The organism is Micromonospora sp. CPCC 205539 (assembly GCF_036906815.1).
Lineage (GTDB): Bacteria > Actinomycetota > Actinomycetes > Mycobacteriales > Micromonosporaceae > Micromonospora.
The window spans coordinates 37334-51591 of record NZ_JBAKHW010000041.1 but is presented as its reverse complement, the minus strand read 5'-3'; the positions used below and the strand labels follow the sequence as shown (position 1 = coordinate 51591).

The window sequence follows — 14258 nt, the reverse complement described above, 5'->3', positions numbered from 1 at the left end:
GTGCGGCGTGGGGCGGGCCGAGGGCGGCGGCGCGCCGGGGGCGGTGGCGGGCCGAGGGCGGCGGCGCGCCGGGGGCGGGTCGGCGTGCCGGGGGCGCGTCGGGAGCTGGGGGCGGGTCGGTGTGCCGGGAGGCGGTGTCGATCAGGTTGCGGCGTCGGTCGGTAGTGGTCCGGTGAGGTACCGCTGGACGGTAGGGCCGATCGCGGCGACCAGGGTCTCCGGGTCGGCCGAGGCGACCGGCTCCAGCCGTACCACGTGCCGCACCATCGCCAGGCCGATCATCTGGGTGGCCACCAGGGAGCCGCGCAGCGGCAACTGGGCCGGGTCGACCTCGAGGTGCTCGAGCACCCGACGCAGCACCTGGGTGGTGACGAACTCGCGCAGGAGCCGGGCGGTCCACTCGTTGCTGACCGCGGAGCGCAGCAGCGCCTGCGCGGCCCCGCCGGCCGGCGAGTCCCAGATGGCGAGGAAGGCGCGTACCAGTCGTTCGCCGACGCCGTCCCGGTCGCCCGTGAGCACTTTCGGCAGCATCTCGCCCGGGTCGACGGGCGCGTTCATCGCGGCGATGAAGAGCTGGTCCTTGCTGCCGAAGTAGTGGTGCACGAGCGCCGGGTCGACCCCGGCGGTGGCGGCGATGGCGCGGATCGATGCGGCGTCGAAGCCGCGCTCGGCGAACGCCGCGCGCGCCGCGTCGAGGATCGACTCCCGGGTGTCCGGGTTGCCGGGTCGTCGGCCGGTCCGCCGCGTCATCGCCGTCCTTCGTTCGTCCACCTGTGGCGCCGGGGGCCGGTCGGCCCCCGGCGCTTGAGATCAGCCGCTGCGCCGGCGCAGGGTCGCCGCCGCGAGCACGAGGGCCAGGACCACCGCGCCGATCACCACGGCCACGTCCCGCCACATCGTGCCGGTCGGCTCGGCGTTGGCGCCGACCTCCTGCAACGCCTCGATGGCGTACGAGAGGGGGAACGCGTCGCTGGCCGCCTGGAGCCAGCCGGCCATCTGGTCGCGGGCCACGAACAGCCCGCAGAGCAGCAGTTGGGGGACCACCACGACCGGCAGAAACTGTACTGCCTGGAATTCGGTGCGGGCGAAGGCGCTGCAGAACAACCCGAGGGCGACGCCGAGCACGGCGTTGACCACCGCGATCCCGATCACCAGACCGCTGCTGCCGGCGGTGTGCAGGCCGAAGACCCAGTACGCCACTCCGGCGGTGATGGCGGCCTGTACGGCGGCGGCCAGCCCGAACGCGATCCCGTAACCGAAGAGCAGGTCGAGCTTGCCCAGCGGGGTGGTGAGCAGCCGCTCCAGGGTGCCGGAGGTGCGCTCGCGGAGCATGGCGATGCTGGTCACCAGGAACATGATCACGAACGGGAAGATGCCGAGCATGATCAGCGCGATGCGGTCGAACGCCGCCGGCTGACCGGGCGGGGTCGGCTGGTCGGCGTACATGAAGTAGACCAGGGTGAGCAGGGCGGTCGGCACCACCACCAGCAGCGCGATGGTGCGCCGGTCGTGCCGGAGCTGACGCAGGATGCGACCGGTGGTGGCCGCCAGGATCCGCGGGTTCATGAGACGCCCTCCCGTCCGGCCGTCGCGTCGGCGCTGGCGGGGCCCGCCGCGCCCGCCCTGATCAGCCGCAGGAACGCCTCGTCGAGATCGTCCACACCGGCGGCGGCGCGGATCGCGGCCGGGCTGTCGTCGGCGATCAGCCGACCCTCGCGGATCAGCAGCAGTCGGTCGCAGCGGGCTGCCTCGTCCATCACGTGGCTGGACACCAGCAGGGTGGTGCCGGCCGCGGCCATCGCGTGGAAGCGGGCCCACAGGTCGGCCCGGAGCACCGGGTCCTGGCCGACGGTCGGCTCGTCGAGGATGATCAGCTCCGGCTGACCGACCAGGGCGCAGGCCAGTGAGGCCCGGCTGCGCTGGCCACCGGAGAGGGTGCCGACGAGTTGGGTGGCCGCCTTGGTCAGCCCCACGTCGGCGATCGCCTGGTCGGCCTCGGCGCGGCCCCGCCCCTGCAGGACCGCGAAGTACCGGGCGTTCTCGCGCACGGTCAGGTCGGCGTAGACGCTCGGCGCCTGGGTGAGGTAGCCGACCTGGTGACGCAGGGCGGCCGAGCCGGCCGGCTGGCCCAGGACGGTGACCGACCCCCTGGCGACCACCTGCACCCCGACCACGGCGCGCATGAACGTCGTCTTGCCGCTGCCGCTGGGGCCGAGCAGCCCGGTGACGGCGCCGCGCGGGACGTTGCAGCTGATGCCGTCCAGGACCCGCCGCCCGCCTCGGTCCACGAACAGGTCGTGGACCGCTATCGCATCGTCCATTCCGCACCTCCCAAGAAACTCATCATCTGATGAACTCAACGCTAGATGAGATACTGGCATCGGCGCAACGGTTGACTTCGAGTGCACTCCAACTGGAAGCCTGGACGGCGTGGATGTCAGCACCAGAGAAATGACCCTCACCGTCGGTGAGGCCGCCGAACGGGTCGGCCTGACCACCTACACGCTGCGCTGGTACGAGCAGGAGGGGCTGGTCGCTCCGGTGGGGCGCGACTCCGCCGGTCGTCGTCGGTACACCTCCGACGACGTCGACTGGCTGTTCCTGCTCACCCGGCTGCGTCGCACCGGAATGCCGGTGCGCGACATGCGCCGGTACGCCGAGCTGGCTCGGCTGGGCGATCGCACCCTCGGTGCCCGCCGGGCGTTGTTCGAGGCGCACCGGGCCCGGGTGCTGGCCCGGATCGGTGAGCTGGAGGAGGACCTCAACGTGCTCAACTACAAGATCGACGCCTATCGCCGAGCGGAGGAGGAGGGCTGACGCTCTCCGACGAAAGGTATCCTGAGGCAGCAATGAGATTCGTCGGGCAGTAGCCTCCGGACCGGACACTGGGTCCGGCAACGGGCATTGCGTACTGATCGGACGTACGGCACGATGGCTCGGGTGGGTCACGCTCCGTTACCGGACAGTGGGTTTCTCGACGACTGGGCCGCGCGGTTGCGCCAAGCCACCGAGCGCCCGGTCGTCGGCATCCTGCTTCGCGGCAGTCACGCCCGCCGGGCCGCCACCGCACACAGCGACGTTGACCTCGACGTGCTCGTCGGCGGCGAACCCTACGCCGCCCGCCGGGCCTACCTCGCCGAGTCCGCCGGCCGGCTCACCCACGTCTCGGTGTCCGCCCGGGACGTCCGCTCCTGGGTCCACCGGCTCGGCGAGCCGGCCGACTGGGCGTTCGGGCTGCCGGTCAGCGCGCCGGCGCGGCTGCTCTGGGCCGACCCGTACTGGCGGCGCCGGATCGACCTGCCGGTGCTCTGCCAGCCCGCCGAACCACCCCGGCTGGAAGAGCTGATCGCCACGCTCGGTAAGGCCGCGGCCGCCCGGGCCGTCGACGACCACCTCGGGGTCCGGCTCGCCGTGGCCGACCTGGGCCGGCTCTGCCCATCGGTGCTGCGCCCGGCCAATCCGTCGGTGCGGGTGTACTCCCGCCGGGCGGCCTTCGCCGCAGCTTTGGAACTACCGGTCGCCCCGCCCGGCTACCGGGAGGACATGCTGCTCTGCCTCGGGCTGCGCCCCGGCGCCACCGGGCAGCTCTGGGCCGCCGCCGTACGGCTGGTCGCCGGCACGCTGCCGCTGATCCGCCCGTACGCCGACGTCATCGCCGAGGCGGCGGGCGCGGACCTGGCCGACGCCCTGCTCGACGGCCGGCTCGACCGCTACGTGGCCCAGCTTGCCCGACCCGTCGGTGACCCGGCGCGGCCCCGGCGGGAGCCGTCGCCGGTGCCCGCGCCGCGTGCGGGACAATCGGTCACTGTGCCCCCACCTGATGCGCCGGTGACCGGCGTCCCCAGCGATCCGAACGGTCCGGCGTCCGTGCCGGCCCGCCCGTCCCGGCTCGACCCGGCCATCGCGGCCCAGCTGCGCCGCACCACCGACGGCCTGGTCGCCGCCGTGGTCCGGGCGCACGACTCCGGCGAGGTGCTGATGGTCGCCTGGATGGACGACGAGGCGCTGCATCGCACGCTCACCACGGGCCGGGCCACCTACTGGTCGCGCAGCCGGAGCGAGTACTGGGTCAAGGGCGCCACGTCCGGGCACCACCAGTACGTCCGCTCGGTCGCGCTGGACTGCGACGGGGACGCGCTGCTGGTGAGCGTGGAGCAGGTCGGCGCGGCCTGCCACACCGGGCACCGGACCTGCTTCTTCACCGAGCTGCCGGTCACCGGGACGGAGGTTTCGCCATGACCGACGGAGCGGTGAGCCCTGACCTGGCCACCTTCACCGACCTGGCCGCCAACTGGCGGGTGGTGCCGGTCACCCGGCGGCTGCTGGCCGACGCGGAGACCCCGGTCGGGGTCTACCGCAAGCTGGCCGGCGGGCCGGGCACCTTCCTGCTCGAGTCCGCCGAGCAGGGCGTGGGCTCGGCCGGCATGGCCTGGTCGCGCTATTCGTTCATCGGGGTACGCAGCAGCGCCACCCTCGTCGAGCGGGACGGCTCGGCTGCCTGGCTCGGTCAGCCGCCGGCCGGGCTGCCCACCGAGGGTGACCCGGTGCGGGTGCTGCGGGAGACCGTCGCCGCGCTCGCCGGCCCGGTGGCGGACCCGGCCAGCGGCCTGCCGCCGCTGACGGGGGGGATGGTCGGCTATCTCGGGTACGACCTCATCCGCCGCTTCGAGCGGCTGCCCGACCTGACCGAGGCCGACCTGGGTGTGCCGGAGTTGGGCATGATGCTCGCCACCGACCTGGTGGTGCTCGACCACTACGACGGTTCGGCGATCCTGGTCGCCAACGCGGTGCTGCCGCCGCTGGACGCCCCGGACCGCGCCCCGCAGATCGCCGCCGCGTACCACCACGCGGTGGGCCGGCTGGACGCCATGACCACCGCGCTGTCCCGGCCCATCCCGCCGATGATCTCCACCGTCGAGCGGCCGCCGGCCGGAGAGGTGCTCTGTCGTACTCCCGACGGCGGGTACCCGAAGGCGGTGGAGACGGCCAAGGAGGCGATCCGGGCCGGCGAGTGCTTCCAGATCGTGCTCTCCCAACGCTTCGAGCGGTCGACCCACGCCGACCCGCTGGACGTCTACCGGGTGCTGCGCACCAGCAACCCCAGCCCGTACATGTACCTGCTGCGCTTCGACGGCTTCGACATCGTCGGCTCGTCACCGGAGGCGCACCTGAAGGTCACCGCCACCGCCGACGGACGCCGCCGGGCGCTGCTGCACCCGATCGCCGGCACCCGCCCGCGCGGAGGCACCGCTGCCGCCGACGCCGCGCTCGCCGCCGAACTGCTCGCCGACCCCAAGGAACGCGCCGAGCACGTGATGCTGGTCGACCTGGGCCGCAACGACCTGGGCCGGGTCTGCGAACCAGGCACCGTCGAGGTGCCCGAGTTCGCCACCATTGAGCGGTACAGCCACGTGATGCACATCGTCTCCACCGTGACCGGCACGCTGCGTGACGATCGCAGCGCGTTCGACGCGCTCGCCGCGACCTTCCCGGCCGGCACGCTCTCCGGTGCGCCCAAGGTGCGGGCCATGGAGATCATCGAGGAGCTGGAGCCGGTACGCCGAGGCGTCTACGGCGGCACCGTCGGCTACTTCGGCTTCGGCGGTGACCTGGACATGGCGATCGCCATCCGGACCGCGTTGATGCGCGACAGCCGCGCCTACGTGCAGGCCGGCGCGGGGGTGGTCGCCGACTCGGACCCGGCCGCGGAGGACCAGGAGACCCGCAACAAGGCCGCCGCCGTGCTGGCCGCGATCGCCGCCGCCGAGACGTTGCGGCCGGCCCGGTGAGCGCGAGGAGTGCAGCGCAGCGGAGCCCCGCAGGCGCGAACGAAAGGCGGGCACCGGTGAGCGCGAGGAGTGCAGCGCAGCGGAGCCCCGCAGTCGCGAACGAAAGGTGGGCCCGATGACGGGGCCGGTGCAGCCTGACGACGGGCAGTCGTCCGAGGTCCGGCCGTCGGTGGGTCGGCGTCAGCTGACGTACGCCGTCCTGCTCTGCCTGGCCGGCGCGGGCCTGGCGCTCTGGGCGGTGACCCGGGGCTGGTCGGTCGAGGTGACCCCACGCCCGGCGCCGCTGCCGCCGGTGCGTGACGCCCACACGGGGGCCGCGCTGCTGCCCTGGCTGCCGGCGCTGGCGCTGGTCGCGCTGGCCGGCGGCGGCGCGGTGCTGGCCACCCGGGGTCGCTTGCGACAACTACTCGGTGTGCTGCTCGGTGTGCTCGGCCTGGCCGTGGCGGCCGGCGGCGGGTACGGCCTCATCGCCGGCCTCGACGGCACGGTGAGCCGCCAGTGGCCGGCTCTCTGCCTGCTCGGCGGCCTGCTCGCCGCCGCCGGCGGCGGATGGACGGCGCTGCGTGGCGGCGGTTGGCCGGCGATGGGCGCCCGGTACGAGCGGCCGGCGCGGAGCACCGCGCAGACCCCACCGGCGGCGACCGGTCCGGCCGGCCCGATGGCCGGGCGCCGGACCACCGAGGCCTGGGACGCGCTGGACCGGGGTGAGGACCCGACCGAAGGCTGACCCGATGGCGCTGCCGTACCCCGTGGCGCGGCCCGCCCGATGGCACTGCGCCCGACGGCTCATCCGGACCGGCGCCGACGGGGTGTCAGCCGACCGGCTGACGCTCCCGCTCCCGCTGGTGGCGGGCGACGGCGGCGCGGGCGGCGGCCAGGTCGGCCACCAGACGGTTCAGTTCGGCGCGCTGGTCGGCGCGGGCCCGGTCGGCGCAGACCGCCTCCCAGGCGTTGCCGCGCGCGGTCCGCATCCGTCCCTCGCCCACCACGGCCCGCTCCAGCGTGTGCACCACCCCCACGGCAAGCGACGCCACGGTCCGCGAGATGGTGGTCAACCCGATGGTCGGGGTCGGCTCGGCAATGCTCATGGTCACCTCGCACGAGGAGTTGACGACGGTCGGGCAGGCGCGCCATCGAGTCTGCCTGAGGACGATGCTGGCCGGTCGACGTTTCGCCGTGGTGACCGTCTCGTCAACTGTCCCGTCCCGGCTCCGACCAGGGAGCGGTCGCCCGGTCTTGAGCTTGCTCACAGCATCGAAAGGTGTCGCTGCCGTCGCGCGTGGCGTCTCGACCGGTGGCATGATCGATGGGTCGGCCCGGTTCGACGGGGCCGCCCAGCCCCGTCGCACGATGGCGGTCGATACCGGAGGTGGCGCTGCGTGACATCCCGTTCACGGCAAGTCGGCCATTATGCCGCAGCCCTTTTGGTGAGCAGCGCCATACCCCCGGCACCCGGCGTCGGTCGGTTGCCCCTAGCATCGGCCCATGACACCCGGAGAGGGGAGTCCGTTGGTGACTGCTGAGCATGCGCACGCGGAGGGGGACGAGGCCGGTCAGGCGGCGTCCGTAAGCGTGCTCGACGAGATTCTGGCCGGCGTGCGCGAAGATGTCGCCCGACGCCAGGAACAGGTTCCGCTGGAGCGGATCCGTGAACTGGCCGCGGCCGCGCCGCCGCCACTGGACGCGTACGCGGCGCTGCGTAAGCCCGGCGTGGCGGTGATCGCCGAGGTCAAGCGCTCCTCGCCGTCGAAGGGCCGGCTGGCCGAGATCGCCGACCCGGCCGACCTCGCCGTCGACTACGCCGCCGGTGGCGCGCGGGCGATCAGCGTGCTCACCGAGGGGCGCTGGTTCGGCGGTTCGCTGGACGACCTGGCGGCCGTCCGTGCCGCGGTCACCGTGCCGGTGCTGCGCAAGGACTTCGTGGTCTCCAGCTACCAGATCCACGAGGCGCGTGCGCACGGGGCCGACCTGGTTCTGCTGATCGTCGCCGCACTCGAACAGAACGTCCTGATGGGCCTGCTGGAGCGGATCGAGTCGCTCGGCATGACCGCGCTGGTCGAGGTGCACGACGAGGAAGAGGCCGACCGCGCTCTGGAGGCCGGCGCGCAGGTGATCGGGGTCAACGCCCGTGACCTGCGTACCCTGGAGGTGGACCGGTCCGTGTTCGAGCGGATCGCGCCCGGCCTGCCGAGCAGCGTCGTCAAGATCGCCGAGTCCGGCGTCCGCGGTCCGCACGACCTGATCCGGTACGCCTCGGCCGGCGCCGACGCGGTCCTCGTCGGCGAGGGTCTGGTCACCCAGAAGAGCCCCCGCGAAGCGGTGGCCGAGCTGGTCAACGCCGGCAACCACCCGGCAACGCCCCGTCCGGTGCGCTGACCCCGCACCGGTGTGACGTCCCACCGAGAGGATTTCCGATGAGCGCCGACGCGCTGGCCCCGGTGGCCGGCCCGCAGCCCGACTCCAGCGGCCACTTCGGCCGATTCGGCGGTCGATTCGTCCCCGAGGCCCTGGTGGCCGCACTGGACGAGCTCGACGGGGCGTGGCGTACGGCGATGGCGGACGAGTCCTTCCGGGCCGAGTTCGGCGCGCTGCTGCGCGACTACGCCGGCACGCCGTCGCTGCTGTACGAGGCCCGGCGGTTCTCCGCGAAGGTCGGCGCGCGGGTGCTGCTCAAGCGCGAGGACCTCAACCACACCGGTGCGCACAAGGTGCGCAACGTGCTCGGTCAGGCGCTGCTCACCAAGCGGATGGGCAAGACCCGGGTGATCGCGGAGACCGGGGCGGGTCAGCACGGCGTGGCCACCGCGACGGCCGCCGCGCTGTTCGACCTGGAGTGCGTGGTCTACATGGGCCAGGTCGACACCGAGCGGCAGGCGCTCAACGTGGCCCGGATGCGGATGCTCGGCGCCACCGTCGTGCCGGTCACCGCCGGTTCGCGCACCCTCAAGGACGCGATGAACGAGGCGATGCGCGACTGGGTGGCCAACGTCGACGAGACGCACTACCTGATCGGCACCGCCGCCGGGCCGCACCCGTTCCCGGCGATGGTCCGCGACTTCGTCCGGGGCATCGGCGACGAGGCGCGTCAGCAGTGCCTCGACCTCACCGGCGCGCTGCCGGACGCGGTCACCGCCTGCGTCGGTGGCGGCTCCAACGCGCTGGGCATCTTCCACGCCTTCGTGGGCGACGAGGCCGTGCGGCTGTACGGCTTCGAAGCCGGCGGCGACGGGGTGGACACCGGCCGGCACGCCGCGAGCATCACCGGCGGGTCCGCCGGGGTGCTGCACGGCACCCGCACCTTCGTGCTCCAGGACGCCGACGGGCAGACCCTGGAGTCGCACTCGATCTCCGCGGGCCTGGACTACCCCGGCGTCGGGCCGGAGCACGCCTGGCTGCACGACACCGGCCGGGCGAGCTACCTGCCCGTGACCGACGACGAGGCGATGGCCGCGTTCGAGCTGCTCTGCCGCACCGAGGGGATCATCCCGGCGATCGAGAGCGCGCACGCGCTCGCCGGCACCGTCACGCTGGCCCCGAAGCTCGCCGCCGAGCTGGGCCGGGAGCCCACCATCGTGGTGAACCTCAGCGGGCGGGGCGACAAGGACGTGCACACCGCCGGTGACTACTTCGGCATCCTCGACAAGGAGCGGTGAGATGAGCCGGATCGGGGTGGCCTTCGACAAGGCGCGGGCCGATGGGCGGGCGCTGCTGGTGGGCTGCATGCCGGCCGGTTTCCCGACCGTCGAGGGCAGCATCGCGGCGATGACCGCGATGGTGGAGGCCGGCGTCGACGTCATCGAGGTGGAGATCCCGTACTCCGACCCGGTGATGGACGGGCCGGTCATCCAGCGGGCCAGCGACATCGCGCTCGCCGGCGGCGTCCGCACCGCGGACACGCTGCGCATCATCGAGGCGGTCGCGGCCACCGGCGCGCCGGTGGTCACCATGACCTACTGGAACCCGGTCGAGCGGTACGGCGTGGACGCGTTCGCCCGCGATCTCGCCGCCGCCGGCGGGACCGGCCTGATCACCCCGGACCTCATCCCCGACGAGGCGGACGAGTGGTTGGCCGCCTCGGACGCGCACGGGGTGGACCGCACCTTCCTGGTCTCGCCGTCGTCCACCGACGCTCGGCTGGCGATGACCGTGGCGCACTGCCGGGGCTTCGTCTACGCCACCGCCGTCATGGGGGTGACCGGGGCCCGGGCGCGTACCTCCGACGCCGCCCCGAAGCTGGTCTCCCGGGTCCGCGAGGTCACCGACCTGCCGGTCGGTGTCGGTCTGGGCGTGGGCACCGGCGCGCAGGCCGGCACCGTGGCCGGTTACGCCGACGGGGTCATCGTCGGCAGCGCCCTGGTCCGCTGCATGCTCGATGCGCCCTCCGAGGCCGAGGGGCTGACCGCCCTGCGCACCCTGAGCGCCGAGCTCGCCGAGGGCGTCCGCACCCCCGTTCGCTGACCGCGGCCGGCACCGGGCCGGCTGCGGGTGCGTGTCGCGAATCGATTGCTGTGCGCGGGCGGCGGTCAGGGGCGCAGAGACGGGTCGGTCGCGGGTTCGCCCCGTTGCTCCGGTGGCTGCCCCGTGCCCGGCCGCCCGTCCGAGTCGGCCCCCCACGTCCACTGCGCGTCGCGCAGCACGCCCGAGCGACCGGCGACCGCGTCGACGACGGCGGTCCGCGTGAGCGGGGTGACGGCCTCGGGCAGCGCGGTGGGCAGATGCCAGGACAGTTGGCATCCCGACGGTGGGTCACCGGCCGGCGGGATCTCGGCCGCCCGAGCCCGGAACACGTGCACGAGGACGTCCGGCAGCGGCCCGGCACGCCCGGCCGGCGTGCTCGCCGTCGGCCCGGTCAGGTGGTAGACGCCGATCAGGTCGACCAGCTCGATCTCCCAGCCGGTCTCCGCCCGGATGTCCCGCAGTGCCGCTCGCACCGGGCTCTCCGCCGGACGCAGCCTCCCGCCGGGCAGCGCGTACCGGCGTTCGCCCCGGCCCTGCCGGCAGAGCAGCACCCGGCCGGTGTCGTCGGTGACGACCGCGGCGACCGCCCAGGTGAGCGTGCTCATGGACAAAGAGCGTACGGCGGTGCAAACCAGAAGTCACCGGGTTGCGCGCGGTGCGGCCCGGGGTGCCGCTCCGGGGGTACACAGCGGTAGCGTGTGCACCCGTGACCTTCGCCTCGCTGTCCCCCCAGGCGGCCCTGCCCAGTCCCAGCACCGCGGTCTGGCAACTCGGGCCGGTGCCGATCCGGGCGTACGCGCTGTGCATCATCCTCGGCATCGTGCTGGCCTGCTGGGTGACCGAACGCCGGCTACGCCAGCGCGGCGTCGCGCCCGGCGCGGTGCTCGACATCGCCGTCTGGGCGGTGCCCACCGGCATCATCGGCGCCCGGATCTACCACGTGATCACCTCGCCGGAGAAATATTTCGGCGCCGGTGGCGACCCGATGAAGGCGTTCGCCATCTGGGAGGGCGGCCTCGGCATCTGGGGCGCGGTCGCCGGTGGTGCGATCGGTGCCTGGATCGCGGCCCGTCAGCTCGGCATCCCGTTCGGCGTGGTGGCCGACGCGGTGGCCCCCGGGTTGCCGCTGGCCCAGGCGGCCGGCCGCTTCGGCAACTGGTTCAACAACGAGTTGTTCGGTGGCCGGACGACCCTGCCGTGGGGCCTGCAGATCCACCGGATGGACCCGGACAATCCGGGGCACGCCCTGCGTGACGACGCTGGCCAGCCGATCCTCGAGCCGGGCCTCTACCACCCGACGTTCGCCTACGAGGCGCTGTGGAACGTCGGCGTGGTCGCGCTGGTCCTCCTCCTCGACCGGCGGCTGAAGCTGGGCCGGGGCCGGGCGTTCGCGCTCTACGTGATGGGCTACACGGCCGGCCGGTTCTGGATCGAGATGATGCGCACCGACGAGGCGAACCTGATCTTCGGCGTACGCCTGAATGTCTGGACCGCTGTGCTGGTCTTCCTCGGCGCGTTGGTCTACTTCGTGCGGGTCCGTGGCCCCCGCGAGTACCTGATCCCGCTCGGTGCGGCGGCGACGCCGGTCCCGTCGACCACGACCGACGTGTCCCAGGTCGACCTCTCCGAGCGGGAGGCCGGCGCACGGGCCGCCGCGCCCGAGGGCTACCGGGTGGTCAGCGAGGAGCAGTACGAGACCTGGCGGGAGACCGGCGTGGTGCCGCCCGAGCCCGCCACCGAGCACGACGACCAGCCGGTTGATGACGCCGACCTGGACGACGACGCCGACCCGGACGACGCTGCCCGGGACGTGGCGGCGACGGACGACACCCAGCCGGCCGACACCCAGCCGGCGGTTGACACGACCGAGTCTCGCGATCGGGCCGACGCCGCTGGCGTGCGCCCCGCCGACCGGGACAACTGAGCGGGGGCGGCACCGATGCGAAGCGCGGTGGTGGTCGGCGCCGGGGTCGGTGGCCTCGCGGTCGCCGGCGCGCTGGCCCGTTCCGGCTGGCAGGTCACCCTGCTGGACCGTGCTGAGCGGGTCCGCCCCGAGCCGACCGCACTGGTGCTCTGGCCCAACGGTGTCCGCGCGTTGCAGGCCCTCGGCCTCGGCGCCGGTCTGGCCGCCATCGCCACCCCGTTGCCCGACGGCGGCGTCCGCCGCCCGGACGGGCACTGGTTGGCGCAGCCCCGACCCACCCCGGCCGACCGGATGCCTGTCGTGGTGCACCGCGAGGATCTGCACGACGCGCTGATCGCCGGTCTCGGCGAGCGGGTCGAGCTGCGTACCGGCGTGACCGTGCGGCACGTCCGGGTCGAGCCGGGCGAGCGGCCGGCGGTCGGCGACGGCCGGCACACCATCGAGGCTGACCTCGTGGTCGCCGCCGACGGCACGGACAGCGTCATCCGTCGCCAACTCGCCCCCGAGTCGGGCGTGATCAGCTCCGGCTGCGCCGCCTGGCGGGCCGTCATTCCCTGGTACCAGGCGCCCCGACTGGCCGCCGACCAGCCGATCGCCGGGGAGGTCCTCGGCGCGGGCTACCGGTTCGTGGCCGCCTCGCTGGGCGAGCGCGGCTCCTCGGGCGGCTCCAGCCGGGGCGGCATCTACTGGGTGGCCACCGCCGTCGGCGCGCCTCGTCCGGAGCCGCCGGAGACCCAGCTCGCCCTGCTGCGCCGCTGGTACGCCGGCTGGCCAGCGCCGGTCGGCGCGCTGCTCGACGCCACCGACCCGGCCGACCTGGTCCAGCAGGAGATCCGCGAGCTGCGCCCGCTGCCCCGCGCGTACGGCTTCCCGGCCGGGCCGGGCGGGGTGGTGCTGCTCGGCGACGCGGCGCACGCCATGCCACCGCATCTCGGCCAGGGCGCCTGCCTCGCCTTCGAGGACGCGGCGGTGCTCGCCTCCCTGCTGCGCGAGGCGCGGCTGCCCGACGCCGTGCAGGCCTACGACCGGGTGCGCCGTCCCCGGGCGGCGACCGTGGTCCGGCAGACCCGGCGGATGTCGGCGGTGCTCCAGGCCCGGGGCCGGTTGGCGCTGCGCGCCCGGGACGCGGCGCTCGGCACGATCAACTCACGGCTGCTCTCCAACGCCGCCGCCTCCGCCGCCCAATGGCGCCCCCCGACCTGACCCGCCACGGGGTCAGGGGATGAAGGGCGCGGGTTCGGCGATGCAGGCGGTCCCGATGCGGCGGAAGCCGACCCGCAGGTAGACGCGGGCGATGTCCTCGCTGCCCGCGGAGAGGAAGACCAGGTCGGTGCCGGCGGCGAGCAGCTCCCGGGCGAGGGTGGCGGTCAGCTCGGCACCCAGCCCACGCCGTCGGGCGGCCGGCAGGGTGGCCACTCCGGCGATCTCGGCGACGTCGTCCACGCGCATCGCCATGCCGCTGGCCAGCGCGCCCTCGGTCGGCGTGCCCGCGAGGGCGGAAATCCGCCGGCCGTCGGCGATCCGGGTCCGCTCCTCGTCCAGCGCGGCCAGCTCCAGGTCGGTGACCGCGGCGTCCCGCTCGGCCGGGCCGGCGTCGCCACGCTCGGTGCCGGCGGCGACGAACGACACGGCCGCGACCGCCCGCCGGGCGGCGACGTCGGCGGCGAAGCCGGGCGAGTCCGCCGCCAGCACCCGCACCGGTACGTCGGACAGCGTCCCCGGGTCGGGCAGCGCGGCCGGGTCGAGCACCATGAGTGGTGCCTCCAGCACGCTGAGCCCCGCCGAGCGGGCCACCGCCAGCAACTCCGGGTTGGTCTCGTGCACCCACTCGAAGGCTTCGGGCAGGCCCAGCTCCCGCTGCCGCTCCCGGACCGAGGTCACGTCGGCCAGCGACGGCGGCTCGGCGGCGCCGACCAGGGGCCGGGCGTAGAAGGGCCAGCCGGCGCCGGCGCGGACGAAGAGCACCAGCCCGCCATGCTCCTCCGCATCGGCGACGTCCCGGGGCACCGCGTCGTAGAAGCGTTCCAACCGGTCAAAGATGTCCTTGTGCAGCGGATCCACCGCGCGAGACTACACGTCCCAGACTA

General features: G+C 74.1%; 15 protein-coding genes and 1 pseudogene. 10 read left to right on the top strand and 6 right to left on the bottom strand.

Annotated features, from left to right (window positions below; all coding sequences use genetic code 11):
- Positions 1-141: 141 nt before the first annotated feature.
- Genes V6V47_RS27390 through V6V47_RS27380 form a run of 3 tightly spaced genes read right to left on the bottom strand, consistent with a single transcriptional unit; the run spans position 142 to position 2321 of the window.
- Positions 142-750: a TetR/AcrR family transcriptional regulator gene (locus V6V47_RS27390; RefSeq protein ID WP_334631251.1), complete on the bottom strand. Its 609-nt coding sequence runs from the start codon at positions 748-750 to the stop codon at positions 142-144.
- A 60-nt stretch (positions 751-810) separates the two neighbouring features.
- Positions 811-1566 carry an ABC transporter permease gene (locus V6V47_RS27385; protein ID WP_334631250.1) on the bottom strand — a complete coding sequence of 252 codons (756 nt, stop codon included), beginning with the start codon at positions 1564-1566 and terminating at the stop codon, positions 811-813.
- Positions 1563-2321: an ABC transporter ATP-binding protein gene (locus V6V47_RS27380; RefSeq protein ID WP_334631249.1), complete on the bottom strand. Its 759-nt coding sequence runs from the start codon at positions 2319-2321 to the stop codon at positions 1563-1565. The genes V6V47_RS27385 and V6V47_RS27380 overlap by 4 nt, the downstream gene beginning before the upstream one ends.
- Before the next feature lie 109 nt (positions 2322-2430).
- Here V6V47_RS27380 and V6V47_RS27375 point away from each other — a divergent pair, with 109 nt between their 5' ends.
- The 5 genes and pseudogenes from V6V47_RS27375 to V6V47_RS27355 all read left to right on the top strand — a co-directional run bounded on the left by V6V47_RS27375 (position 2431) and on the right by V6V47_RS27355 (position 6516).
- Positions 2431-2817 carry a MerR family transcriptional regulator gene (locus tag V6V47_RS27375; protein ID WP_334631248.1) on the top strand — a complete coding sequence of 129 codons (387 nt, stop codon included), beginning with the start codon at positions 2431-2433 and terminating at the stop codon, positions 2815-2817.
- A 114-nt stretch (positions 2818-2931) separates the two neighbouring features.
- Positions 2932-3627: pseudogene (locus V6V47_RS27370) on the top strand (phosphoribosyl-AMP cyclohydrolase); the annotation flags it as partial.
- Between the two features lie 180 nt (positions 3628-3807).
- A complete protein-coding gene (gene hisI / locus V6V47_RS27365) occupies positions 3808-4239 on the top strand; it encodes a phosphoribosyl-AMP cyclohydrolase (protein WP_334631256.1) in 432 nt (143 codons plus the stop codon).
- Positions 4236-5789, top strand: coding sequence for an anthranilate synthase component I (locus tag V6V47_RS27360; protein WP_334631247.1), 1554 nt, complete (start codon positions 4236-4238; stop codon positions 5787-5789). The genes hisI and V6V47_RS27360 overlap by 4 nt, the downstream gene beginning before the upstream one ends.
- A 115-nt stretch (positions 5790-5904) precedes the next feature.
- The gene (locus V6V47_RS27355; RefSeq protein WP_334631246.1) at positions 5905-6516 is read left to right on the top strand and encodes a Trp biosynthesis-associated membrane protein; all 612 of its coding nucleotides are present in this window, start codon (positions 5905-5907) and stop codon (positions 6514-6516) included.
- Positions 6517-6601: 85 nt separating this feature from the next.
- Here V6V47_RS27355 and V6V47_RS27350 read toward each other — a convergent pair whose 3' ends face one another.
- Positions 6602-6877, bottom strand: coding sequence for a hypothetical protein (locus V6V47_RS27350; protein WP_334631245.1), 276 nt, complete (start codon positions 6875-6877; stop codon positions 6602-6604).
- Between the two features lie 484 nt (positions 6878-7361).
- Here V6V47_RS27350 and trpC point away from each other — a divergent pair, with 484 nt between their 5' ends.
- Genes trpC through trpA form a run of 3 tightly spaced genes read left to right on the top strand, consistent with a single transcriptional unit; the run spans position 7362 to position 10247 of the window.
- The gene (gene trpC / locus V6V47_RS27345) at positions 7362-8165 is read left to right on the top strand and encodes an indole-3-glycerol phosphate synthase TrpC (RefSeq protein ID WP_334631255.1); all 804 of its coding nucleotides are present in this window, start codon (positions 7362-7364) and stop codon (positions 8163-8165) included.
- A gap of 38 nt (positions 8166-8203) precedes the next feature.
- Positions 8204-9442, top strand: coding sequence for a tryptophan synthase subunit beta (gene trpB, locus V6V47_RS27340; protein ID WP_334631244.1), 1239 nt, complete (start codon positions 8204-8206; stop codon positions 9440-9442).
- 1 nt (position 9443) lies between these two features.
- Complete coding sequence (trpA, locus tag V6V47_RS27335; RefSeq protein WP_334631243.1) at positions 9444-10247, top strand: tryptophan synthase subunit alpha; 804 nt, start codon at positions 9444-9446, stop codon at positions 10245-10247.
- A 65-nt stretch (positions 10248-10312) separates the two neighbouring features.
- On the opposite strand, the gene V6V47_RS27330 is transcribed toward trpA, so the two are convergent.
- Positions 10313-10852 carry an NUDIX hydrolase gene (locus V6V47_RS27330; RefSeq protein WP_334631242.1) on the bottom strand — a complete coding sequence of 180 codons (540 nt, stop codon included), beginning with the start codon at positions 10850-10852 and terminating at the stop codon, positions 10313-10315.
- A 101-nt stretch (positions 10853-10953) separates the two neighbouring features.
- On the opposite strand from V6V47_RS27330, the gene lgt reads away from it, so the two are divergent.
- Positions 10954-12171 carry a prolipoprotein diacylglyceryl transferase gene (lgt, locus tag V6V47_RS27325; RefSeq protein ID WP_334631241.1) on the top strand — a complete coding sequence of 406 codons (1218 nt, stop codon included), beginning with the start codon at positions 10954-10956 and terminating at the stop codon, positions 12169-12171.
- 15 nt (positions 12172-12186) lie between these two features.
- Positions 12187-13374 (top strand): FAD-dependent oxidoreductase, encoded by a 1188-nt coding sequence (locus V6V47_RS27320; protein WP_334631240.1) that lies wholly within the window; start codon positions 12187-12189, stop codon positions 13372-13374.
- Positions 13375-13386: 12 nt separating this feature from the next.
- Here the strand turns inward: V6V47_RS27320 and V6V47_RS27315 are convergent, their stop codons facing one another.
- Positions 13387-14223, bottom strand: coding sequence for a GNAT family N-acetyltransferase (locus V6V47_RS27315; protein WP_334631254.1), 837 nt, complete (start codon positions 14221-14223; stop codon positions 13387-13389).
- Positions 14224-14258: the final 35 nt, after the last annotated feature.

Bases quoted from the DNA above. Each gene is read 5' to 3' on its own strand.
- V6V47_RS27390 (WP_334631251.1), bottom strand. From the start codon at position 750: ATGACGCGGCGGACCGGCCGACGACCCGGCAACCCGGACACCCGGGAG.
- V6V47_RS27385 (WP_334631250.1), bottom strand. From the start codon at position 1,566: ATGAACCCGCGGATCCTGGCGGCCACCACCGGTCGCATCCTGCGTCAG.
- V6V47_RS27380 (WP_334631249.1), bottom strand. From the start codon at position 2,321: ATGGACGATGCGATAGCGGTCCACGACCTGTTCGTGGACCGAGGCGGG.
- V6V47_RS27360 (WP_334631247.1), top strand. From the start codon at position 4,236: ATGACCGACGGAGCGGTGAGCCCTGACCTGGCCACCTTCACCGACCTG.
- V6V47_RS27355 (WP_334631246.1), top strand. From the start codon at position 5,905: ATGACGGGGCCGGTGCAGCCTGACGACGGGCAGTCGTCCGAGGTCCGG.
- V6V47_RS27350 (WP_334631245.1), bottom strand. From the start codon at position 6,877: ATGAGCATTGCCGAGCCGACCCCGACCATCGGGTTGACCACCATCTCG.
- trpB (WP_334631244.1), top strand. From the start codon at position 8,204: ATGAGCGCCGACGCGCTGGCCCCGGTGGCCGGCCCGCAGCCCGACTCC.
- trpA (WP_334631243.1), top strand. From the start codon at position 9,444: ATGAGCCGGATCGGGGTGGCCTTCGACAAGGCGCGGGCCGATGGGCGG.
- V6V47_RS27330 (WP_334631242.1), bottom strand. From the start codon at position 10,852: ATGAGCACGCTCACCTGGGCGGTCGCCGCGGTCGTCACCGACGACACC.
- V6V47_RS27320 (WP_334631240.1), top strand. From the start codon at position 12,187: ATGCGAAGCGCGGTGGTGGTCGGCGCCGGGGTCGGTGGCCTCGCGGTC.